Below are 22,110 nucleotides of genomic sequence, written 5' to 3' on the forward strand. Positions count from 1 at the left end.
GCGGCGTAGGCGGTGGTGACGGGGCCGGCGATGGCGCCGCCGGTGAAGGCGAGCCCGGCGGCGGTCAGGGCGGTCTTGCGCAGGATGTCGGTACGCATGATGTCGGCACCTTCCGATCGGGGGTACGCGGACACACGCCAAAGGGGGGACGGGTGCCGCGAAAGAGGAAAGGGGTCGAAACCAGAAAGGGGTGCGCCCTACGACGAGAGGGTGGGCGTGTCCCGGGGGGATGCAACGACGCGGACCCGGCCGGCATTCCGACCTCGGCCCGGCCACCGCAAGGGCTCCCGGGGGTCACGCGCTCACGATGGATACAACGACCGGGGCCCCGGACCCATGCCCACCGACCCGGTGACCCGCCCCACCCCAAACCCCCGCAGACCGGACGAGCGCGCCTGGATTCGCCACCCGCGGACCGTGCAAGACGGACGTCATCCCCCGAACCGCACACCATGCCGAAACCGAACACAGCGCCGGAACCGCACACCATCCCCGAGCCGCACGCCGCGCCGAACCGGACACCGCGCCGGGAGCCGCACAGCACCCCCGAACCGGACAGCGCGCCCGAACCGCGGGATCAGCGGGAAAGGGCCGCCGGACGTCCGGCCCCGTGCCCGCCGATGCCCGCAAACCCGCCGACGGGGAGATGGACGCCGGGCCGTTGGCTCTGGTGATCGCGCCCCCCGTCCCCGGACCGTCGCCCGCGCTGCTCGCCCGCGTCGAGGCCAGCGTGAACCGGCGCCGATCATCCCGGTGGTGGGGTCCAGCCCGCCGGAGAGGGTGGTCAACCGGCACCACGACTGCGTGATCGGCGCAGAGAGGGTGGAGGGTGCAGAGAGGGCGGCGGCCCGGTGGGAGTGCCACCGGGCCGCCGCCCTCTGCCGCTGTTTCTGCCCTACTCGTCCGCGCCGGCGGCGGCGGTGCCGCCGAGGTCGGCCGGGACGGCGTCCGGCACGGTGGCCGGCCGGTCCGCGCCCTTGAAGACGAGCTTGGACTTGTCGATGTCTTCCGGATCGCCCTCGCAGTCCACCACCACGATCTGACCCGGGGTCAGCTCATTGAAGAGGATCCGCTCGGACAGGTTGTCCTCGATGTCGCGCTGGATCGTGCGACGCAGCGGACGCGCACCGAGCACCGGGTCGAAGCCCTTCTTCGCCAGGTACTTCTTGGCGTTGTCGGTCAGCTCCAGGCCCATGTCCTTGTTCCGGAGCTGGCCCTCGATCCGCTGGATCATGATGTCGACGATCGACAGGATCTCGGTCTGACGCAGCTGGTGGAAGACGATGGTGTCGTCGATCCGGTTGAGGAACTCAGGCCGGAAGTGCTGCTTGAGCTCGTCGTTGACCTTCTGCTTCATCCGGTCGTAGTTGGACTCGGAGTCCTCCGACGCCTGGAAACCGAGCGAGACCGCCTTGGCGACGTCGCGGGTGCCCAGGTTGGTGGTCAGGATGATGACCGTGTTCTTGAAGTCCACGATCCGGCCCTGACCGTCGGTGAGCCGACCGTCCTCCAGGATCTGGAGCAGCGTGTTGAACACGTCCGGGTGGGCCTTCTCGATCTCGTCGAAGAGGACCACCGAGAACGGCCGACGCCGCACCTTCTCGGTCAGCTGGCCGCCCTCGTCGTAGCCGACGTAGCCGGGAGGGGCACCCACCAGCCGGGAGACCGTGTAGCGGTCGTGGAACTCGGACATGTCCAGCTGGATGAGGGCGTCCTCGCTGCCGAAGAGGAACTCGGCCAGCGCCTTGGAGAGCTCGGTCTTACCGACACCGGACGGGCCGGCGAAGATGAACGAGCCCGAGGGGCGCTTCGGGTCCTTCAGGCCGGCCCGGGTACGCCGGATCGCCTTCGAGACCGCCTTGACCGCGTCCTCCTGGCCGATGACGCGCTTGTGCAGCTCGTCCTCCATGCGCAGCAGGCGCGAGGTCTCCTCCTCGGTCAGCTTGTAGACCGGGATGCCGGTCCAGTTGCCGAGCACCTCGGCGATCTGCTCGTCGTCGACCTCGCTGACGACGTCCAGGTCACCGGCCTTCCACTCCTTCTCCCGCTGGGCCTTCTGCCCGAGGAGCTGCTTCTCCTTGTCGCGCAGCTGGGCGGCACGCTCGAAGTCCTGCGCGTCGATCGCGGACTCCTTGTCGCGACGCACCTGGGCGATGCGCTCGTCGAAGTCGCGCAGGTCCGGCGGCGCGGTCATCCGGCGGATCCGCATCCGGGCACCGGCCTCGTCGATGAGGTCGATCGCCTTGTCCGGCAGGAAGCGGTCGGAGATGTAACGGTCGGCCAGCGTCGCGGCGGCCACGAGAGCGGCGTCGGTGATGCTCACCCGGTGGTGCGCCTCGTAGCGGTCGCGCAGGCCCTTGAGGATCTCGATGGTGTGCGCCAGCGACGGCTCACCCACCTGGATCGGCTGGAAGCGGCGCTCGAGGGCCGCGTCCTTCTCCAGGTGCTTGCGGTATTCGTCGAGCGTGGTCGCACCGATGGTCTGCAGCTCGCCGCGGGCCAGCATCGGCTTGAGGATGCTCGCCGCGTCGATCGCGCCCTCGGCGGCACCGGCGCCGACCAGGGTGTGGATCTCGTCGATGAAGAGGATGATGTCGCCGCGGGTGCGGATCTCCTTGAGCACCTTCTTGAGGCGCTCCTCGAAGTCACCGCGGTAGCGGGAACCGGCGACCAGGGCACCGAGGTCGAGCGTGTAGAGCTGCTTGTCCTTCAGCGTCTCGGGCACCTCGCCCTTGATGATCTTCTGGGACAGCCCCTCCACCACGGCGGTCTTGCCGACACCGGGCTCACCGATCAGGACCGGGTTGTTCTTGGTACGGCGGGAGAGCACCTGCATGACCCGCTCGATTTCCTTCTCGCGCCCGATGACCGGGTCGAGCTTGCCCTCGCGGGCGGCCTGGGTCAGGTTGCGGCCGAACTGGTCCAGCACGAGGCTGGTGGACGGCGCGGCCTCGCCCGGCGCGGCGCCCGCCGCGGCCGGCTCCTTGCCCTGGTAGCCCGAGAGCAGCTGGATCACCTGCTGGCGGACCCGGTTGAGGTCGGCGCCGAGCTTGACCAGCACCTGGGCGGCGACGCCCTCACCCTCACGGATCAGCCCGAGCAGGATGTGCTCCGTGCCGATGTAGTTGTGGCCGAGCTGAAGCGCCTCGCGCAGCGACAGCTCCAGCACCTTCTTGGCCCGCGGCGTGAACGGGATGTGCCCGCTCGGCGCCTGCTGGCCCTGGCCGATGATCTCCTCGACCTGCTGTCGCACACCCTCCAGGGAGATGCCGAGGCTCTCCAGAGCCTTGGCGGCGACGCCCTCACCCTCGTGGATCAGGCCCAGCAGGATGTGTTCCGTACCGATGTAGTTGTGGTTGAGCATCCGGGCCTCTTCTTGGGCCAGGACGACAACCCGTCGCGCTCGGTCGGTGAACCGCTCGAACATGCCCTCGTGCTCCTCACGTGCCGTGCGCACTCGATCTTGATGGTCAAGAAGTCGTGGCGGGGCCGGTGCGCGGACGACCGGGACGGGCGTCCGTGCCTCCTTACTCTATCGCCGCGAACCGACTCCGCTGAGGTCGTGTGTCCCCGCCGGAGGCCGTGTACGCGCCGTTTTGCACAACCGTCCGCGCTCAGGGGGTGTTCCGGTACCCCTACCTGTACGCGCAGAGCGAAATTCGGCGCGGTCGCGGAACCCGTCATGCGGGTCGCGCCGGTGCCTGCGCGGCCCGGATCCGGACCGCGTGGGAGTCGTCCACAGGCTGTGGACAGACTCTCCACCGGCTGTGGACAACGACCGTCGGGACGGAATTCTTCCCGCTCGGCTGCCGTCGCGGACGGATACGGCGAGCCCGGCGCGGAGCCAGCCTGGCGGGCACCGCGACGCCGGCCCGGAGCCAGCCGGGCGGATACGGCGACGCCGGCCCGGAGTCGTGCTCCGGCCCGGCGTCGTGGTCGCCCGTCGAGGGTTCCGGTCAGTGACCGGCCTTCGCGTGGTACTCGTCGACGATCTCCTGGGGGATCCGACCCCGGTCGGAGATGTCCTTGCCGGCCTTCTTGGCCCAGGCGCGGATCGCCTTGTTCTGCTCCCGGTCGGCGGTGGCACCACCCCGGCCGCGCGCGGCCCGACCGCCGACGACGACGCCGCCCCTGCCCACCTTGCTGCCGTGGGCGATGTACGGGGCGAATACGTCGCGCAATTTCTCGGCGTTCGAGCTCGACAGGTCGATCTCGTACTGAACGCCGTCGAGCGCGAACTTGACCGTCTCGTCAGCGTCCCCGCCGTCCAGGTCATCGACCAGCTTATGAATGATCTGCTTGGCCACGTCCCACATTCCTTTCGAGCAGGGTGCTCCTGCAAACTGTAAGCACGATAACCCGCGCGACGCTTGCCGCGTCAATAGGATGCGGTAACGACCCGGTGGAGATGCGCGACTACTCCGGGCGAACCAGGGGGAAGAGGATGGTTTCCCGAATTCCCAGGCCCGTGAGGGCCATCAACAGCCGGTCGATTCCCATTCCCATACCCCCGGCCGGCGGCATTCCGTACTCCATCGCCCGGAGAAAGTCCTCGTCCAGCCGCATGGCCTCGTCGTCGCCGCGGGCGGCGAGCTGCGCCTGGGCCACCAGCCGCTCCCGCTGGACCACCGGGTCCACCAGCTCGGAGTACGCGGTCCCGAGCTCGAAACCGAGCACGTAGAGGTCCCACTTCTCGGCCAGTCCGGGCTCGCTGCGGTGCGCCCGGGTCAGCGGGCTGGTCTCCTCCGGGTAGTCGCGGACGAAGGTGGGCGCCGTCAGGCCCGGCACCACCAGTTCCTCGAACAGTTCCTCCGCCAGCTTGCCCGGCCCCCACTTGGGGTCGACCGCCAAACCCACCTTGTCGGCGTACTCCACGAGACGGGCGCGCTCGGTGCGTACGGTGACCTCCTCGCCGAGCGCCTCGGAAAGCACCCCGAAGAGGGTCACCGAGCGCCACTCGCCGCCCAGATCGAACTCCCGACCGTCGGCGTGCGTCACCACGGTCGACCCGCCGACGGCGATCGCCGCCTGCTGCACGAGATTTCGGGTCAGCTCGGCCATGGTGTCGTAGTCGCCGTAGGCCTCGTATGCCTCGAGCATCGCGAACTCGGGCGAGTGCGAAGAGTCGACACCTTCATTACGGAAGTTGCGGTTGATCTCGAAGACCCGGTCGACGCCGCCGACGACGGCCCGCTTGAGAAACAGTTCCGGCGCGATTCGCAGATACAGATCGGTGTTCAGTGCATTGCTGTGGGTCACGAATGGCCGGGCCGCCGCGCCACCGTGCAGCAGCTGGAGCATCGGGGTCTCGACCTCGATGAAGTCCCGGCCGTGCAGCGAGTCGCGCAGGCTGCGTACGGCCGCGGCCCGGGTGCGCACCATCTGGCGGGCCTGCGGCCGGACGATCAGGTCCACGTAGCGCTGCCGGACCCGCGCCTCCTCACTCAGCGGCTTGTGCGCCACCGGCAGCGGGCGCAGCGCCTTCGCCGTGACCGCCCACTGCTCGGCCAGCACGGACAACTCGCCGCGCCGGCTGGTGATCACCTCGCCGGTCACCCCCACGAGGTCACCGAGGTCGACCAGGCGCTTCCAGTCGTTCAGCCGGTCGGCGCCGACCCGGTCGAGGGAGAGCATGGCCTGCAACTCCGTGCCGTCGCCGTCGCGCAGCGTGGCGAAGCAGAGCTTGCCGGTGTTGCGTACGAAGATCACCCGACCGGTGACCGAGACCCGGTCGCCCGTGGCGGTGTCGGTCGGCAGCTCGGCGTACTTCTGCCGGAGGTCGGCCAGCGTGCTGGTCCGGGGAAAACCGATCGGGTACGGCTCGACGCCCTCGGCGAGCATCCGGTCCCGCTTCTCCCGGCGGACCTTCATCTGCTCGGGAAGGTCGTCGGCGGGATCGACTGGCACGGGGTTCTGCTCGGTCACGGCACGCTTCCTCAGAAGGAGATTTCGGGCGGGGTCAGGCCCCGAGCGTACTCAAGGCGCCCGGAGGGCGTTACGGGATAACCCGCCCGCATGACCGGCCCCACTCACGCCCTCCCCGGCGGCCGGGGTTCAGACGTTGCGCTCGTAGACCATCCGCAGGCCGATCAGGGTGATCATCGGCTCGTGGTGGGTGATCGTGCGGCACTCGTTGATCACGAGCGAGGCCAGCCCGCCCGTGGCGATCACGGCGCTCACCTCGCCGATCTCCTCGATCATCCGCTCGACGATCCGGTCCACCTGCCCGGCGAAACCGAAGTAGAGGCCGGACTGGAGGCACTCGACGGTGTTCTTGCCGATCACCGAGCGGGGCTTCGTCGCCTCGACCTTGCGCAGCTGGGCGGCCCGGGCGGCGAGCGCGTCGAAGCTGATCTCGATGCCCGGGGCGAAGGCGCCGCCGAGGAACTCGCCCCGGCCGCTGATCACGTCGAAGTTGGTGGTGGTGCCGAAGTCCACCACGATCGACGGCCCGCCGTAGAGGGTGTAGGCGGCCAGGGTGTTCACCACCCGGTCGGCGCCCACCTCCTTCGGGTTGTCGATGGCGAGCTGCACCCCGGTGCGCACCCCGGGCTCCACGATCACGCTCGGCAGGTCCGCGTAGTAGCGGGACAGCATGGTGCGCAGCGAGCGCAGCGCGGCCGGTACGGTGGAGCAGGCCGCGACCCCGGTGATCTCGACCGCGTCCCCGGCGAGCAGCCCGCGGAACTTCAGGCCCAGCTCGTCGGCCGTCGAGCGCGCATCGGTCTTGATCCGCCAGGAGTGCACCAGCTTGTCGCCGTCGAAGGTCGCCAGCACGGTGTTGGTGTTTCCGATGTCGATGCAGAGCAGCACGCACGCAGCCTAGACAACGGCCGGCCGCCGGTTCACCCGGTGCGCAGGTCCATGGCGATGTCGAGGATCGGCGAGGAGTGCGTCAGGGCCCCGACCGACAGGAAGTCGACGCCGGTCGCCGCGTACCGCGCCGCCACGTCGAGGGTCAGCCCGCCGGTCGCCTCCAGCTCCGCCCGGTCCCCCACCGACGCGACCACCTCGGTCAGCATCTCCGGGGTCATGTTGTCCAGCAGGAGGAAGTCCGCCCCGGCCTCGACCGCCTCCAGGGCCTCGGCGACCGTGTCGACCTCGACCTGCACCGGCACCTCCGGGAAGGTCTCCCGGACCCGGCGGAAGGCGGCCGTGATGCCGCCCGCCGCGAACTTGTGGTTGTCCTTGATCATCGCGACGTCGTGCAGGCCCATCCGCTTGTTCGTGCCGCCGCCGGCGCGTACCGCGTACTTCTCCAGGGCGCGCAGGCCCGGCGTGGTCTTGCGGGTGTCGAGCACCATCGCCTTGGTGCCGGCCAGGGCGTCCGCCCAGGCCCTGGTGTGGGTGGCCACGCCGGACATCCGGCAGAGCAGGTTGAGCGCGGTCCGCTCGGCGGTCAGCAGCAGCCGGGTCGGGCCGGCCACCGTTGCCAGCACGTCGCCGCGCGCCACCCGCGCGCCGTCGTGGGCCACCACCGACACCTCGACCGTACGGCCGGCGCCGGTCGCCTCGCCCACCAGCTCGAACACGGCCGCCGCCACGGCCAGCCCGGCCACCACGCCGTCGGCGCGGGCCACCAGGTCGGCCGTGTCGGTCTGCTCCGCCGGAATGGTGGCGACGCTGGTGACGTCGAGCAGGTCCGGCCCCAGGTCCTCGGCGAGCGCGCCCTCGATCACCCGCCGCACCTGCGCCGGGTCCAGGCCCGCGTCCCGCAGTGCCCGTTCCGTCGACTCCGTCATCGGGTCCCCTCCCACGCTTGCGTCAGCCGGCCCTGCGCCCCGACGGCGCCGACCAGGTGGCCGTGCCACCGCTCGTCGGCCGTCGGGAAGTCCTCCCGCCAGTGGCAGCCCCGGGTCTCCCGCCGGGCGTACGCGGCGGCGACCAGCGTCGACGCCACGGTGATCAGGTTCGTCGCCTCCCAGTCGGCCGTCCGGGGCCGCCCCCGGCCCTCGCCGAGCCGGCCCAGTACGGCGGCGGTCCTGGCGAGGGTGTCGGCCGAGCGGAGCACACCCGCGCCCCGGGTCATCGCCCGCTGCAGCTCCGGCGTCGCCTCGGCCGGCACCACCCAGCCCTCGCCGCCGACCCAGGCGCCCGTCGGCGCCGGTTGGGCCTGCCCGGGCAGCCCGGCCGCGATGTCCTCGGCGATCCGTCGGGAGAACACGAGCCCCTCCAGCAGCGAGTTGCTGGCCAGCCGGTTCGCGCCGTGCACACCGGTGCAGGCGACCTCGCCGCACGCGTACAGCCCGGGGATGGACGTGCGGCCGCGCAGGTCGGTGCGGACGCCGCCGGAGGCGTAGTGCGCGGCCGGGGCCACCGGGATCAGGTCGGTCGCCGGGTCGACGCCGATGGCCAGGCAGGACGCCACGATGGTCGGGAACCGCCGGGCCAGGAAGTCGCCGCCCAGGTGCCGGGCGTCGAGGAAGACGTGGTCCGCGCCGGTGGCCAGCAGGACCCGGTGGATGCCCTTGGCCACCACGTCCCGGGGCGCCAGCTCGGCCAGCTCGTGCTGCCCGAGCATGAAGCGCTTGCCGTCGCCGTCGACCAGGTGGGCGCCCTCGCCGCGCAACGCCTCGGAGACCAGCGGCTGCTGGGCGTGCCCGGCGCCCGGAAGGCCGGCACCGGCCGGGGTGATCAGCGCTGTCGGGTGGAACTGGACGAACTCCACGTCGGTCACCGCCGCGCCGGCCCGCATCGCGAGGGCCACCCCGTCGCCGGTCGACACGGCCGGGTTGGTGGTGGCCGCGTAGATCTGGCCCATCCCGCCGGTGGCCAGGACGACCGCGCGGGCCAGGATGGCGCCCACGCCGTCCTCGCTGCCCTCGCCGAGCACGTGCAGGGTGATGCCGCACGCCGCGCCGAGCCCTTCCGGGGAGTCGCCCGGGGCGCGCAGCAGGTCCAGCACCAGGGCGTGCTCGACCAGCCGGATCCAGGGGTCGCGGCGTACGGCGGCGTGCAGGGCGCGCTGCACCTCCGCCCCGGTCGCGTCGCCGCCGGCGTGCACGATCCGGTCGGCCCGGTGCCCGCCCTCCCGGGTGAGCATCAGCGAGCCGTCGGCGTTGCGGTCGAACTCCGCCCCGATCCGCATCAGCTCGCGCAGCCGGGTCGGGCCCTCCTCGACCAGCACCCGTACCGCCGCCGGGTCGCAGAGCCCGACGCCGGCGATCTCGGTGTCCGAGGCGTGCGCGGCCGGGGTGTCGTGCGGGTCGAGCACGGCGGCGATGCCGCCCTGCGCCCAACGCGTCGAGCCCTCGTCGATGTTGACCTTGGTGACCACCGTGACGTGCAGCCCCGCCTCGCGCAGGTGCAGCGCGGCGGTCAGCCCCGCCACCCCGGAACCGACCACGATCACGTCGGTGGTCTCCACCCAGCCGGGCGCGGGGGCGGCCAGCAGTCTGGGCAGCGCCGGCAGGTCGACGGTCGGAAGCTCCATGCCCACAGTCAACCCGAAGGACCCTCGCGAGGGGCGGCCGGGGCGGGACGAGTGGTACGCGCCATCGCGTCCGGACGCGCCGGCCGACGCCACGCACGGCGGCAGGCCGGCGCGGCTCGGTCTGGCGCGGCCCGGACCGGCGGGTGCTACCGCGTCCGGACCGGGAGGGCCGCCGGGCCCGCGCCCCGCAGCGAGCCGGTGACCGTACGGTCGTCGAGCCAGAGGTAGCAGCGGACGCCCCGGTCGCCGACGCGCCACCGGCCGGCCCCCGGCGGGCGGACCACGACGCCGCTGCGGAAGCGCAGGTCGGCGTCGTCGGGCACCCCCACGTAGCGGCCGAGCACGGAGCGGCAGCCGGCGTACAGCGGGGCCCAGTCGGCGGGGCGGGTCGGGTACGGGCGGTCGGGCGCCCGCCACACGCCGACGAACTCTGCGTCGTGCCGGGCGGCGCAGTCGACGGGGAGCAGCGTACGCACCGACCCGCCGTCGGCGCGGGCCCGCTGGCAGCCCAGGCGCAGCGGGGACGGCCCCCGCAGGGCGTCCCGGAGGCTGCCGGTGCGCAGCACCACGGTGGCGGCGGCCTCGACGGTGCTCACCTCGGTCAGGTCGCACCGGTACCAGCGGGCGCCGGCCGCCCAGCCCGCCCCGGACGGCACCGCCACCGCCAGTCGCAGCCGCCCCGCCCGCCAGTCGGCGCCGACGTGACCGGTCGCCCGGGTGTCGCAGTCGGCGAAGGCGCCCCGCAGCTCGGCCGAGCCGCCCGGCGGTGGGGCGGGCCGCTCGGCGGGGAAGGCGCCGACGTGCACCGTCTCGACCCGGTGCGGCGCGGCGCAGTCCACCGGCGCGTACGCGGCCAGCGTCACCACGTCGGCGAAGTCGGCGACCTGGCACACCCCGGCGGTGGGGGTGAAGGGCCCGGGGGCGGACGGGGCCGCCCAGTCGTCGACCAGGTCACCGTCCAGCCCGCCCGAGTCGGCGCACCCGGCCAGCAGCGATGCCGTGACGACGGCAGCGAGCAGGGCAATCGCACGGCGCATCGCGGCCTCCCCCAGCCACCCGCGTCTGTCGACGGGCAACCAGACTACCCAGGGATGACCTTCCGATGACAGACCGCACAGGCGACCACTTCGACGCCCCGGACGACCCTAGGGATCACGAAGGGAACGACCGGGCGCGGCGCGGACGACAGGGAGGAAGCGGTCCGCTCAGACGGCGGCGGCGAAGGGGTTGGGCACCGGGGCGCCGGCGGTGCCGGGGGCGGCGGTGGTCGGGTCGGTGTTCAGCTCGACGACCCGGTTGTCGGCGTCCACGTGCACGACCCGCGGCCGGTACGACCGGGCCTCGGCGTCGTCCATCTGCCCGTACGAGATGAGGATCACCAGGTCCCCCGGGTGCACCAGGTGGGCGGCGGCACCGTTGATGCCGATCACGCCGCTGCCCCGCTCGCCCGGGATCACGTACGTCTCCAGCCGCGCCCCGTTGGTGATGTCCACGATCGCCACCTGCTCGCCGGGGATCAGGTCGGCGGCGTCGAGCAGGTCCTCGTCGACCGTCACCGAGCCGACGTAGTGCAGGTCGGCCTGGGTCACCGTGGCGCGGTGGATCTTCGACTTGAGCATGGTGCGCAGCATCGGGGTGCCTTTCGCGGGATGGTGGCGGGGTCGGGTTCAGGAACGCGGGGCGAGCCGGATCGCCGCGTTGTCGATCAGCCGGGTGGCACCCACCCAGGCGGCGACGAGCAGTCGCGCCGGCCCGGAGACCGGCCCCGGCTCCAGGTCCGGGTCGGTGAGCACCAGGTAGTCGAGGCGCGCGCCGGGCGTACCGGTGCCGAAGGCCGCGTGCGCGGCGGCGAGCACCGCCCCCGCGTCGGCGCCCTCGTCGGCCGCCGCGGCCCCGGCGCGCAGCGCCGCCGACAGGCTCAGCGCGGCCTCCCGCTCGGCCGGGGAGAGGTAGCGGTTGCGGCTGGACAGGGCCAGCCCGTCCGGCTCCCGCACGGTGGGTACGCCGACCACCTCGACCGGCACGTCGAGGTCCCGGGCCATCCGCCGCACCAGGGTCAGCTGCTGGTAGTCCTTCTCGCCGAAGAACGTCAGGTCGGGGCGGGTGAGCTGGAGCAGCTTCAGCACCACGGTGAGCACCCCGTGGAAGAACCCGGGGCGGCTCTGCCCCTCCAGGTCCTCGCCGAGCGGGCCGGGGTTGACCCGCACCCGGGGCTGCCCGTCCGGGTACATGTCGGCCACCGAGGGGGCGAAGACCACGTCCGCGCCCGCCCGCCGGCAGATCTCCAGATCGGCGTCGAGGGTGCGCGGGTAGCGGTCGAAGTCCTCGTTCGGGCCGAACTGCAACGGGTTGACGAAGATCGTGACGATCACGTGGTCGGCCCGCTCCCGGGCCGCCCGCAGCAGCGTCTCGTGCCCGGAGTGCAGCGCGCCCATGGTCATCACGACGCCGACGGTGCCCTTCAGCCCGTCCCGCGCCGCCGCCAGCTCGGCGCGGCCGTGCACCAGTTCCGTCACGTGATCCCCTCCGTCCACCGTCGGCCCGGTCACGCCGCCACCTGCCGTCGGTCGCCGGCGAGCACGCCGAGCAGCGACTCCGCGTCGACCGGCCGCAGCCGGCCCGCCGCGATGGCCCGGTCGGCCGTACGCCGGGCCAGCGCCAGGTAGGGCGCGACCGACTCGGGGGCGGTCGCGGCGAGCCGGGCCAGGTGCCGCTCGACCGTGCCGGCGTCGCCCCGGGACACCGGCCCGGTCAGCGCGTCGTCGCCGAGGCGCAGCGCGTTCTCCAGGGCGGCCCGCAGCAGCGGGGCGAGCACCTTCTCCGGCTGGGTCACCCCGGCGTCGCGCAGCCGGTCGGCGGCCTCGTTGACCAGGGTCACCAGGTGGTTGGCACCGTGCGCCAGCGCCGCGTGGTAGAGCGGCCGGTCCGCCTCGCCGACCCACTCCGGCACCCCGCCGAGGTCGGCGACCAGCCGGGCGGCCAGGGGGCGCAGCTCCGCCGGGGCGGTCACCCCGTACGAGATGCCGGCCAGCCGGGCGAGGTCGTCCGGCGTACCGGTGAAGGTCATCGCGGGGTGCAGGGCCAGCGGGCGGGCCCCCGCCTCGGCGGCGGGGGCGAGCACGGCAAGCCCGTGCGCGCCGGAGGTGTGCGCGACCACCTGGCCGGGGCGCAGCGCGCCGGAGCCGGCAAGCGCGGCGACCACCCCGGCGAGCGCGTCGTCGGGCACGGCGAGCAGCAGCAGGTCGGTGGCCGCCCGCGCCACGGCGTCGGCGGACCGGCGGGGCACGCCGGGAAGCAGCAGCGCCGCCCGGGCCCGGGAGGCGCCGGAGCCGGCCGTGGCGGCGACGACCCGGTGGCCGGCGGCGGCGAGGGCGGCGCCCAGCACGGCACCGACGCGGCCGGAGCCGACGACGCCGACGGTGAGGAAACGGGGGATGGCGGCCGGCGGAACGGCGGCCCCGTGGGGGGCGGCCGGGCGCGGGCGCAGGGGTGCGCTCATGGCGACGATCCAGTCCTCGAGAAGGGGTACCGGTCGATCGCAAGTATGCGCCGGGGCCACGGAACCGGGACAAGGATGTGTGAAAACGTTCACCGACGGCACCGGCGGCCCGAGGGACGACGGACCGGCCCCGACCGGCTGCGTAGGGTCGGCCCGGTACCGCACGCCGCGTGGGAAGGAACCGATGTCGATCCGCTGGCGGGACGCGATGCAACGGGCGCTCTACGGGCCGGGCGGCTTCTTCGTCTCCGGGTCGGGGCCCGCCGATCACTTCCGCACCAGCGCGCACGCGTCGCCGGCGTTCGCCGCCGCCCTGCTGCGACTCGTCGAGCAGGTCGACGCCGCCCTCGGCCACCCCCGCGTCCTGCACGTCGTCGACGTGGGGGCCGGCCGGGGCGAGCTGCTGCGCGCGCTCTCCGCCGCGCTGGGGGTTGCCGGGGAGCCCGCCCGCTCCGGGCGGTCAGGCTTGATCCCTCCGCGGACGGGCTCCCCGGCAACCCCGACTCCTCCGGCCGCCGCCCGGCCCTCGGCCTCGTCCGGCCCGTCGTCCGCCGGTCCCGCGCCCTCCGCGTCGGTTCCGCTCGCCTTCCGGGTACGCCTCACCGCGGTCGAGAAGGCTCCCCGACCGGTCGACCTGCCCGACGGGATCGACTGGCTTGACGAGATCCCCGCCGGGATAACCGGGCTGCTGGTGGCCACCGAGTGGCTGGACAACGTGCCGCTCGACGTCGCGGTGCACACCGCCGAAGGTTGGCGCTACCTGCTGGTCGACCCGGCCACCGGCGAGGAGACCGTCGGTGACCCGGTCGACCCCGCCGACGCGGACTGGCTGGCCCGATGGTGGCCGGTGCCAGCGGCCGGAATCGACGGGACCGGCTCGACCGGGTCGGAACCCCCTACGGCAGTGCGGGCCGAGATCGGCCGGACCCGCGACGACGCCTGGGCCGAGGCGGTACGGAGGGTCGACCGGGGGCTGGCGTTGGCCGTGGACTACGGGCACCTGCGCGACGGCCGGCCCGTGGACGGGACGCTGACCGGGTACCGGGGCGGGCGGCAGGTGCCGCCGGTGCCGGACGGATCCTGCGACGTCACCGCGCACGTCGCCATGGACTCGGTCGCCTCCGCCGGCGCCCGGGTCGCGCGGTGCGCGTACGACCTGGGGTCGCAGCGGGAGGCGCTGCGGGCGCTCGGGGCCGACGGCGGGCGACCGCCGCTGAGCCTGGCCGTCGGCGACCCGGCCGGGTACGTGCGGGCGCTCGCCGCCGCGTCGGCGGTGACCGAACTGACCGACCCGGCCGGGTTGGGCGGGCACTGGTGGCTGCGGCAACCGGTCGGCGTCGACCCCGCGCGGTTCATGGCACGATGACGGACATGACCACGGACGCCGGCGACCTCCGCGAACTGACCGTCGGCACCGGGGCCGGCGGGGAGCAGCTCGGCACCGACATGGTGCTCAACATCGGGCCGCAGCACCCCTCCACGCACGGCGTGCTCCGGCTCAAGCTGGTGCTCGACGGCGAGCGGGTGGTGGCCTGCGAGCCGATCGTCGGCTACATGCACCGGGGCGCGGAGAAGCTGTTCGAGGTCCGCGACTACCGGCAGATCATTGTGCTGGCCAACCGGCACGACTGGCTCTCGGCGTTCTCCAACGAGCTGGGCGTCGTGCTCGCCGTCGAGCGGCTGATGGGCATGGAGGTGCCGGAGCGGGCCACCTGGCTGCGGATGGCGCTGGCCGAGCTGAACCGGGTGCTCAACCACCTGATGTTCCTCGGCTCCTACCCGCTGGAGATCGGCGCGATCACGCCGATGTTCTACGCGTTCCGCGAGCGGGAGACCATCCAGGCGGTCATGGAGGAGGTCTCCGGCGGCCGGATCCACTACATGTTCAACCGGGTGGGCGGGCTCAAGGAGGAGGTGCCGTCCGGCTGGACGGGCCGGGCCCGGGCCGCCATCGCCGAGGTCCGCCGGCGGATGCCCGACCTGGACAACCTCATCCGACGCAACGACATCTTCCTGGCCCGCACCGTCGGCGTCGGGGTGCTCTCGGCGGCCGACGCCGCCGCGTTCGGCGCGTCCGGGCCCGTCGCCCGGGCCTCCGGCCTCGATTTCGACCTGCGCCGCGACGAGCCCTACCTGGCCTACGACCAGCTCGACGTGCCGGTGGTGACGAAGACCGCCGGGGACTGCCACGCCCGCTTCGAGGTGCTGCTCGACCAGGTGTACGCCTCGCTCGACCTCGCCGAGCAGTGCCTGGACCGGGTGGACCGGCTCACCGGGCCGGTCAACACCCGGCTGCCGAAGGTGCTCAAGGCCCCCGAGGGGCACACCTACGCCTGGACGGAGAACCCGCTCGGCATCAACGGCTACTACCTGGTCTCCCGGGGCGAGAAGACGCCGTGGCGACTCAAGCTGCGCACCGCGTCGTACGCGAACGTGCAGGCGCTGGCCACCCTGCTCCCCGGCTGCCTGGTGCCGGACCTGATCGCCATCCTCGGCTCGATGTTCTTCGTGGTCGGCGACATCGACAAGTGACCCGCCCGGCACCGCCCCGGGGACGCGGGCGGGCCGGCCGGGCATGCCTTCCCCGCCCGATGTCGAGGACGAGTCAGCGCCAGCGGTCGGTGGGGCGGGCACCGCCCCCACGGGGCTCGTCGTCCTGCGGCGGATAGCCGTAGTGCTCCTCCAGCCGCCGGCCGTACCGCTCCGGCTCGGGCTCCGCCCGGCGGGGGCGGTACGCCTCGGGCTGGCGGGCGTCGTGCCGCGCCTCGGGCTGGTGTGCCCGCTGGCGGGGCGGGCGCCACTCGTCGGGCACCGGCACCCCGCCGGCCGGCAGGGCGGGGGCGTCGTCCGTCTCCGACCAGCCGCCGCGCCATCCGTCGTCGCCCCGCTCCGGCCCCCGGCGCGGCTCGTCCCGGCGGACCGCCGCCCAGCGGTCCGCGACCCGGTACTCGGTGCCGCTGGCGTCGGCGTGCACCTCGGCGCGCCGCTCCCCGACCCGCAGTTCCCGACCCCGCTCGTCGTCCCGCACGGCGGCCCACCGGTCCCCGGCGCTCAGTTGCGACCACTGCTCCCCGCCCGCCTCGTCGGGCGGGTACGCCCGGCCGCGCCCGGGCGGTCCGGCCGGCGCTCCCCAGCCCGGTCCGGCGGATGCCGGCGCGTCCCACTGCTGCCCGCGCCCGTCGTGCCGACCCGGCCGCTCCCGGTCGGCACGGCCGGCGGACCGCTCCCGTGCACCGGGTGCGGCGGACCAGTCCCGGTCGTCGCCCTGGGCCGACCACTCCCCGCCGCCGGGCTGATCCGGCCGGCTCCGGTCGTCCGGGACGGATCCGGGGCCCGGCCGCAGGCCGTCGTCGTCCCGGCGCGGCCGGTCGCCGCGGCGGGACCGGTCGTCGCCCTCGGCGTGCCCGTGACCGGCCCAGGAACGATCGTCCTGCTCGCCCGGCCACGGCCGCTCCTCCGGCCCCGGCGACCAGCGCCCCGCGTACCCGGCGCCCCGGTCGGGGGGCACGGACGCGGAGCCGTCGACGATGGTGTGCCGGGTGGTGACGTGCACGGTCTCGGTGTGCCGCACCACGCCGAGCGGGCGGGCCCCTGGCTGGCTGCCCGGCTCCGCCGGCCGGGTCGCCCCGTACACCCCGGCCGTGCCGCCGGCCGCCGGCCGGTCCGCGTACCCGCCGGTGGGCGTCGGGGTCTCCTGGCCGTACCCGCCAGCCGGGGCGGCGGCCGCCCGCTCGGTGCCGTAGCCGCCGGCCGGCGCGGAACGCTCGGCGCGCGGAGCGGGCTGCGGCCTGCGGGCGGGTTCCTCGTCGTCCCGGTCGGCGCGTCCCCGACGGGGCGCCACGTCGTCCTGGTCCGGCACCCGCCCCCGGCCGAAGCCCGCGTCGTCGACAGTTGCCCGCGCCCGGCCGGCGCCCGCGTCGTCGGCCGCCCGGGCGCGGCCTGCGCCGGTCGGGGCGGCGACGCCGGCCAGCGCGGCGCTGCTGGCGTCCAGCCGCCGGCGCAGCGCGGCGACCTCCTCCTGGGCCCGCTGGGCGTCGTCGAGCGCCTGGTTGCCGCGCTGGGCGGCGGCCACGATCTCCCCGCGCAGCTCACGGCGGAGCTGCTCGATCTCGTCGAGCAACTCCTCGGTCCGGGCCGGGCCCGCGCCGTCGGCGCGCAGCGCGATCGCCAGGCCGATCAGGACGACGGACATGATGGCGAGCACGGCGGCGAACCGCAGCGGACCGTTGCCGTCGGCGACGAGCAGGATCAACGCCGCCACCGGCGCAAGGGCGACACCGACCCAGAAGAGGATGGTGAGCAGCGACGGGCTGCGCTTGTCGGCGGGGGCGACCGGGGCTGGCATGGGTCCGCAGCCTACCGAGGGTCGTGCCGCCCCGGAAAGGGTGAACGGGGCATCCGGCATCTTCACCGCCGAACGCCACGCCGGCCACCGGCGGCGTGGCGCCGCCGGTGGCCGGGCCGGAATCAGCCGACGGCCAGTGCGCCGTCCGAGGAGAACACCAGGCCCACGCTCGCGGCCCCCGTCTTCAGCGCGTTCTTGGTCTGCGGGCCGCCCTGGTCCAGCGAGCTGAACGAGCCGGCCTTGAAGTCGTAGACCTGGACGAGCCCCGCCTGGCACTTCGGCCGCTGCGGGCACTCCGGCGGGCCGGCCAGCACCGTGGCCTGGCCCGAGCACTTGGCGGCCAGCTCGGAGAGGGTGCGGACGCCGTACTTGTCGGCGAACGACTTGGTCACGGCGAAGGCGTTCTGGTCCTGGGCCGCGGCCGGCGTGCCGAAGACGAGGCCGGCCTTGTCGCCGGCCGCCTTGAGCGCCGCGACGGTCTTCTCCAGCTCCGGCGAGGACACCGGCGGGGCGTCCTTGCCGTTGGCCTTGGTGTTGAGGAACTCGGCCATGGTCGCCGCGTACTCGGGGACGACCTGGATCTCGCCCTTCTCCAGGGCCGGCTCGTAGAGCTCGCGGTTGCCGATCTGCTGCACCTTGGCGTCGTAGCCGGCGGCGGTCAGGGCGATCTTGTAGAGCTCGGCCAGGATCTGGTTCTCGGTGAAGTTGGCCGCGCCGATCACGATCTGACCGCCGGGCCCCTTGGCGATGCCCGTGGTGACGCCGTTGGCCGCCGCGAACTCCTCGGCCGCCTTCTGCGCCGTCTTGCGGTCGACGTCGACGGCCTTGTTGAGCTGGATCAGCTTCGGCGTGTCGAGCGCGGCCGAGACCTTGTCCAGCGCCGCGAGCAACTGCGGGTTGGCCGCGTCGGCGTTGACCGCCGGGATGACGTTGTCGGTGTTCTGGAGCTTCTTGTCGTCGTCGAGCACGACAAGCTGGTCACCGGCCACGGGCGCGCAGCCGGCGCCGGAGGCCGCCTGCTCAGGGGCGTCCGTGCCGGAGGAGCCGGCGTCGCCGCAGCCGGTCAGCATCCCCGCCGCGGCGAGGGCTCCCACCGCACCGACGGCCAGGCGTGTACGTGCGCGCATCCAGTGCCCGCCTTCCGTGTCCCGGCGCGGCCCTGCCGGGCCGGCCGCGTGTCCGACGGGCGATCTCGTCCGGCCGCCCGCTGTCTGCCACGGGCGGCCGCTGTGCGACCGCCCGGTTTCCCACCCCAACATCTTCCACGCGGGACCGACAACCCGAGGCGTAGTTCGTCACCGGATCGTCACCGGAGGTGAACCGGATTCGCCGTCGCGCGCCCACTCGGGCTCGGCGTCGGGGTGGGCGGAGAAGCTCAGCCGCCGGCCACCGCCTGCGCCGCCCGGCGGCGCGCCCGACGGCGGTCCGCCCGCAGCGGGCGCGGCGTGACCAGCCGCTCGACCAGGGCCAGTACCAGTTCCAGCAGCATGGCGAGCCCGGCCACCAGCACGCCGCCGGCGATGATCTGTCCGCCGCCGGCCGCGATGTCCAGCCCGAAGCCCGCCCGGATGATCTGGCCCAGGCCGCCGCCGTTGACGAAGGACGCCAGCGCAGCGGTCGCCACCACCTGCACCGCCGCCGTGCGCAACCCGGCCGCCAGGTAGGGCACCGCCAGCGGCAGCTCGACCCGGCGCAGCAACTGCCAGCCGGAGAAGCCCATCCCGCGCGCCGCGTCCCGGGCCTCCGGATCGGCCTGCCGCACGCCCGTGTACGCGTTGGCCAGCAGCGGCGGCACCGCGAACACGGCCAGCGCGACCACCACCGACGGCCGGCCGAAGCCGAGGAAGGTCAGCGGCAGGATGGTGAGCAGGGCGAGCGTGGGCACGGCCAGCGACACGTTGGACACCAGCACCACCAGGCCGCCGCCCCGGCCGGTGTGCCCGAGCCAGAGCCCGATCGGCCAGGCGACCAGGCAGCCGAGGGCCACCGCCGCCGCCGACATCGACAGGTGCTCGCCGAGCCGGTCCAGGATGCCGCCCGGGTTCGTCCAGTTGAGCGGATCGTTCAGCCAGACCAACGCCGCCTCGACCGGGTTCACCGGACCCGCCTTCCGTCATTCGCGACTGCGGGACTCCGCTGCGCTGCGTTCCTCGCGCTCACCGGGCCCGCCTTTCGACTGCGGAACTCCGCTTCGCTGCGTTCCTCGCGCTCACCGGGCCCGCTTCAGCCAGGGGGTCAGCAGCCGGCCCGCACCCGCCAGGATCAGGTCGAGCACCAGGGCGAGCAGGACGCAGAGCAGCGTCCCCGTCATGATCTGCGCCTTGTAGAAGTTGTTCTGGAAGCCGGCGAAGATGAGCTGCCCGAGACCGCCGCGCCCGATCACCACGCCCACGGTCACCAGGGCCACCGTGGAGACGGTGGCCAGCCGCAGCCCGGTGAGGATGCCCGGCAGGGCCAGCGGCAGCTCGACCCGAAACAGCCGGCCCCAGCGGCCGTACCCCATCCCCTCGGCGGCCTCGCGGACCTCGGGGGGCACCTGGTTGAGCCCGGCGACGGCGTTGCGGACGATCACCAGCAGCGCGTAGAGGACCACCACGCTGAGCGCGGTCGCCGCGCCGATGCCCAGGTAGGGGGCGATGAACGCGAAGAGCGCCAGCGACGGCACCGTGTAGAGCACCCCGGTGAGTGCCAGGACCGGCCCGGCCAGCGAGCGGTACCAGTACGCGGCCACCGCCAGCGGCAGCGCGATCAGGGCGGCGATCAGCACCGCGCGAGCGGTCAGCGAGGCGTGCTCACGCACGGCGGCGAGGATCGTGTCAGAGTTGTCCCGCACGTACTGCCAGGAGAACCACGGGTTACCCGGGTCGGCCCGGTAGCTCAGGCGGAAGGACATGTGTGGACGTTACCCCGGAGGGCACCGCCCCCGCCGAACCGCGCGCGGCGTCGATCGTGCTGGAGGGCATCCGCAAGCGTTACCCCGGCGGCACCGAGGCCGTACGCGAGCTGAGCCTGGACATCAGAGCCGGCGAGCTGGCGGTGCTGATCGGACCGTCGGGCTGCGGCAAGTCCACGGTGCTCCGGATGGTCAACCGCCTCATCGAGCCGACCGGCGGCCGGATCCTGCTCGGCGGCGAGGACGTCACCCGGGTCGACCCGGTCCGGCTGCGCCGCCGGATCGGCTACGTGATCCAGAACGTCGGGCTCTTTCCGCACCAGACGGTCAGCGCCAACGTCGCCACCGTGCCCCGGCTGCTCGGCTGGCCCCGCGAGCGCAGCCGCCGCCGCGTCGACGAGCTGCTGGAACTCGTCGGGCTCGACCCGGCCACGTTCGGCCGCCGCTACCCGCACGAGCTCTCCGGCGGGCAGCGGCAGCGGGTCGGGGTGGCCCGGGCGCTGGCCGCCGACCCGGTGGTGCTGCTGATGGACGAGCCGTTCTCGGCCGTCGACCCGATCGCGCGGACCCGGTTGCAGGAGGAGTTCCTCCGGTTGCAGGCCGAGGTGCGCAAGACCATCGTGCTGGTCACCCACGACCTGGACGAAGCGGTCCGGTTGGGCGACCGGATCGCGGTGCTCTCCGAGGGCGGGCGGCTGGAGCAGTACGACACCCCCGCCGCCGTGCTCGGCGCCCCCGCCACACCCTTCGTACGGGAGTTCGTGGGCGCCGACCGGGGCATCCGCCGGCTGGCCGTCACCCCGGTCACCGGCGACACCGTCGAGCCGCTGCCCCAGACCGGGGTGGCCGGGCTGCCGACGATGCCGCTCGGCGGCTCGGCGTACGACGCGCTGGGAACGCTGCTGAGCTCGGCCGCGGAACGCATCGTGGTGACCGACGGGGGGCGGCCGGTCGGCGTACTCAGCCGGGCGCGGCTGCTCGAACTGGGCGACCGCGAGGGGTGAGGGCAGCCGGGCCAGGCGCTTGAGGAGTGCGGGCCCGTGCGGGTGGGCGGCGGCCGGTCAGGCGCGGCCGCCGAGGCTGGCCGTACCGATGATCCAGCCCGAGAGGAAGCCGTAAGTCGCGCCGGCGCCGCCCGCCTGGATCGCCGTGAGCAGGGCCGGTTCCGGGCCGAGGAAGGCGGCGATCAGCGAGGCGAAGCCGCTGGCCAGGACGTACGCGGCCCAGCCGGAGAAGAACTGCGTCCCCGACCCCTGCACCCGGGCCACCTGCGAGGTGGGCAGCAGGTAGAGGAAGAGCGCCGCGAGGATGACCAGCAGGACGGCCCGCAGGTTCGCCACGAGCAGGCCGCCGGTCGCCCCGTCGCCGTCGAAGCGCCACGCCGGCCAGGAGAGCAGTTGCAGGTACCAGCCGCCGGCGGAGTTCGGGTCGGTGCCGGCGGCCCAGCCGACGTACGCCGGGCTGCCGCAGACCGCGACCAGCAGGAGTGCCGCGAGCGCGCCCGTGCCCGCCGCCGTCCCGTAGCGACCGCCGGTCCGGGGCGGGTTGGTGAGCGCCATGATCGGGTCAGTTCCCGGCGGACCGTGGGAGGCAAACCTGCCCGGGGCCGTCGGTCGCCGTCACCGTCGCGGGTGCTTCATCAGGTAGTCGATGAACGCGGCCCGCAGCAGCGGCGCCGACTCCTCGTAGCCGTGCCCGGTCAGCTCCCGCCACAGCGCCGCGGCCTCGTCGATCGTCGGCCCCACGGAGTTGGGTGCGCCGTCGAGGGCGGCGGCCTCGTCCGCGTTCGGCAGGTGCCGCAGCACGGACCAGAAGAAGCGCACGTCGCGGCGCTCCCGGGCGACCGCGAACGCCCGCTCGCGCAGCTCCTCAGTGGACAACGCGTCGAGTTCCTCGAACGACGGGCCGGCGGAGGTCGATGGTGTGTCGGTCATGCCGCC

The 22,110-nt window shown here is 73.8% G+C and carries 19 protein-coding genes; 3 read left to right on the forward strand and 16 right to left on the reverse strand.

From position 1 onward, the window contains the following. Positions 1 to 895: 895 nt before the first annotated feature. From AC5L34_RS21195 to AC5L34_RS21240, 10 genes are all read right to left on the reverse strand, one after another. Entirely contained in the window at positions 896 to 3,427 is a 2,532-nt protein-coding gene (locus tag AC5L34_RS21195; protein ID WP_089003112.1) for an ATP-dependent Clp protease ATP-binding subunit, read from the reverse strand. Positions 3,428 to 3,956: 529 nt separating this feature from the next. Then, positions 3,957 to 4,307 (reverse strand): histone-like nucleoid-structuring protein Lsr2, encoded by a 351-nt coding sequence (locus AC5L34_RS21200; protein WP_308220812.1) that lies wholly within the window; start codon positions 4,305 to 4,307, stop codon positions 3,957 to 3,959. 109 nt (positions 4,308 to 4,416) lie between these two features. Next, positions 4,417 to 5,925, reverse strand: a complete 1,509-nt coding sequence (gene lysS / locus AC5L34_RS21205) for a lysine--tRNA ligase (protein WP_089003110.1) — start codon at positions 5,923 to 5,925, stop codon at positions 4,417 to 4,419. 129 nt (positions 5,926 to 6,054) lie between these two features. Continuing rightward, complete coding sequence (locus AC5L34_RS21210) at positions 6,055 to 6,813, reverse strand: type III pantothenate kinase (RefSeq protein ID WP_357722674.1); 759 nt, start codon at positions 6,811 to 6,813, stop codon at positions 6,055 to 6,057. 32 nt (positions 6,814 to 6,845) lie between these two features. After that, positions 6,846 to 7,742, reverse strand: coding sequence for a carboxylating nicotinate-nucleotide diphosphorylase (gene nadC / locus AC5L34_RS21215; RefSeq protein ID WP_089003108.1), 897 nt, complete (start codon positions 7,740 to 7,742; stop codon positions 6,846 to 6,848). Beyond that, positions 7,739 to 9,433 carry an L-aspartate oxidase gene (locus tag AC5L34_RS21220; RefSeq protein WP_494826617.1) on the reverse strand — a complete coding sequence of 565 codons (1,695 nt, stop codon included), beginning with the start codon at positions 9,431 to 9,433 and terminating at the stop codon, positions 7,739 to 7,741. The genes nadC and AC5L34_RS21220 overlap by 4 nt, the downstream gene beginning before the upstream one ends. Before the next feature lie 146 nt (positions 9,434 to 9,579). Further along, on the reverse strand, positions 9,580 to 10,470 hold the full coding sequence (locus tag AC5L34_RS21225; RefSeq protein ID WP_494826619.1) for a septum formation family protein: 891 nt from the start codon (positions 10,468 to 10,470) through the stop codon (positions 9,580 to 9,582). Positions 10,471 to 10,638: 168 nt separating this feature from the next. Next, positions 10,639 to 11,064, reverse strand: coding sequence for an aspartate 1-decarboxylase (gene panD, locus AC5L34_RS21230; RefSeq protein WP_089003105.1), 426 nt, complete (start codon positions 11,062 to 11,064; stop codon positions 10,639 to 10,641). A gap of 36 nt (positions 11,065 to 11,100) precedes the next feature. Continuing rightward, the gene (gene panC / locus AC5L34_RS21235; RefSeq protein ID WP_441176929.1) at positions 11,101 to 11,949 is read right to left on the reverse strand and encodes a pantoate--beta-alanine ligase; all 849 of its coding nucleotides are present in this window, start codon (positions 11,947 to 11,949) and stop codon (positions 11,101 to 11,103) included. 29 nt (positions 11,950 to 11,978) lie between these two features. Further along, positions 11,979 to 12,932: a Rossmann-like and DUF2520 domain-containing protein gene (locus AC5L34_RS21240; protein ID WP_250102175.1), complete on the reverse strand. Its 954-nt coding sequence runs from the start codon at positions 12,930 to 12,932 to the stop codon at positions 11,979 to 11,981. Positions 12,933 to 13,116: 184 nt separating this feature from the next. Here AC5L34_RS21240 and AC5L34_RS21245 point away from each other — a divergent pair, with 184 nt between their 5' ends. Beyond that, a complete protein-coding gene (locus tag AC5L34_RS21245) occupies positions 13,117 to 14,298 on the forward strand; it encodes an SAM-dependent methyltransferase (RefSeq protein ID WP_494826622.1) in 1,182 nt (393 codons plus the stop codon). Beyond that, entirely contained in the window at positions 14,295 to 15,464 is a 1,170-nt protein-coding gene (locus tag AC5L34_RS21250; RefSeq protein ID WP_441176927.1) for an NADH-quinone oxidoreductase subunit D, read from the forward strand. Before AC5L34_RS21245 ends, AC5L34_RS21250 begins: the two co-directional genes overlap by 4 nt. Before the next feature lie 73 nt (positions 15,465 to 15,537). On the opposite strand, the gene AC5L34_RS21255 is transcribed toward AC5L34_RS21250, so the two are convergent. From AC5L34_RS21255 to AC5L34_RS21270, 4 genes are all read right to left on the reverse strand, one after another. Then, positions 15,538 to 17,277, reverse strand: coding sequence for a hypothetical protein (locus AC5L34_RS21255; RefSeq protein ID WP_494826624.1), 1,740 nt, complete (start codon positions 17,275 to 17,277; stop codon positions 15,538 to 15,540). A 122-nt stretch (positions 17,278 to 17,399) separates the two neighbouring features. Then, a complete protein-coding gene (locus AC5L34_RS21260) occupies positions 17,400 to 18,404 on the reverse strand; it encodes a glycine betaine ABC transporter substrate-binding protein (RefSeq protein WP_441176925.1) in 1,005 nt (334 codons plus the stop codon). A 248-nt stretch (positions 18,405 to 18,652) separates the two neighbouring features. Further along, complete coding sequence (locus AC5L34_RS21265; RefSeq protein ID WP_494826626.1) at positions 18,653 to 19,375, reverse strand: ABC transporter permease; 723 nt, start codon at positions 19,373 to 19,375, stop codon at positions 18,653 to 18,655. Positions 19,376 to 19,486: 111 nt separating this feature from the next. Then, positions 19,487 to 20,170, reverse strand: a complete 684-nt coding sequence (locus AC5L34_RS21270; RefSeq protein ID WP_441176923.1) for an ABC transporter permease — start codon at positions 20,168 to 20,170, stop codon at positions 19,487 to 19,489. A 2-nt stretch (positions 20,171 to 20,172) separates the two neighbouring features. On the opposite strand from AC5L34_RS21270, the gene AC5L34_RS21275 reads away from it, so the two are divergent. Continuing rightward, on the forward strand, positions 20,173 to 21,174 hold the full coding sequence (locus tag AC5L34_RS21275; protein ID WP_441176922.1) for an ABC transporter ATP-binding protein: 1,002 nt from the start codon (positions 20,173 to 20,175) through the stop codon (positions 21,172 to 21,174). Positions 21,175 to 21,231: 57 nt separating this feature from the next. On the opposite strand, the gene AC5L34_RS21280 is transcribed toward AC5L34_RS21275, so the two are convergent. Beyond that, complete coding sequence (locus tag AC5L34_RS21280) at positions 21,232 to 21,729, reverse strand: hypothetical protein (RefSeq protein WP_089003096.1); 498 nt, start codon at positions 21,727 to 21,729, stop codon at positions 21,232 to 21,234. Between the two features lie 60 nt (positions 21,730 to 21,789). Continuing rightward, positions 21,790 to 22,104 carry a hypothetical protein gene (locus AC5L34_RS21285; RefSeq protein WP_089003095.1) on the reverse strand — a complete coding sequence of 105 codons (315 nt, stop codon included), beginning with the start codon at positions 22,102 to 22,104 and terminating at the stop codon, positions 21,790 to 21,792. Between the last annotated feature and the right edge of the window lie 6 nt (positions 22,105 to 22,110).

The sequence above is a fragment of the Micromonospora sp. ZG13 genome, from assembly GCF_059359355.1.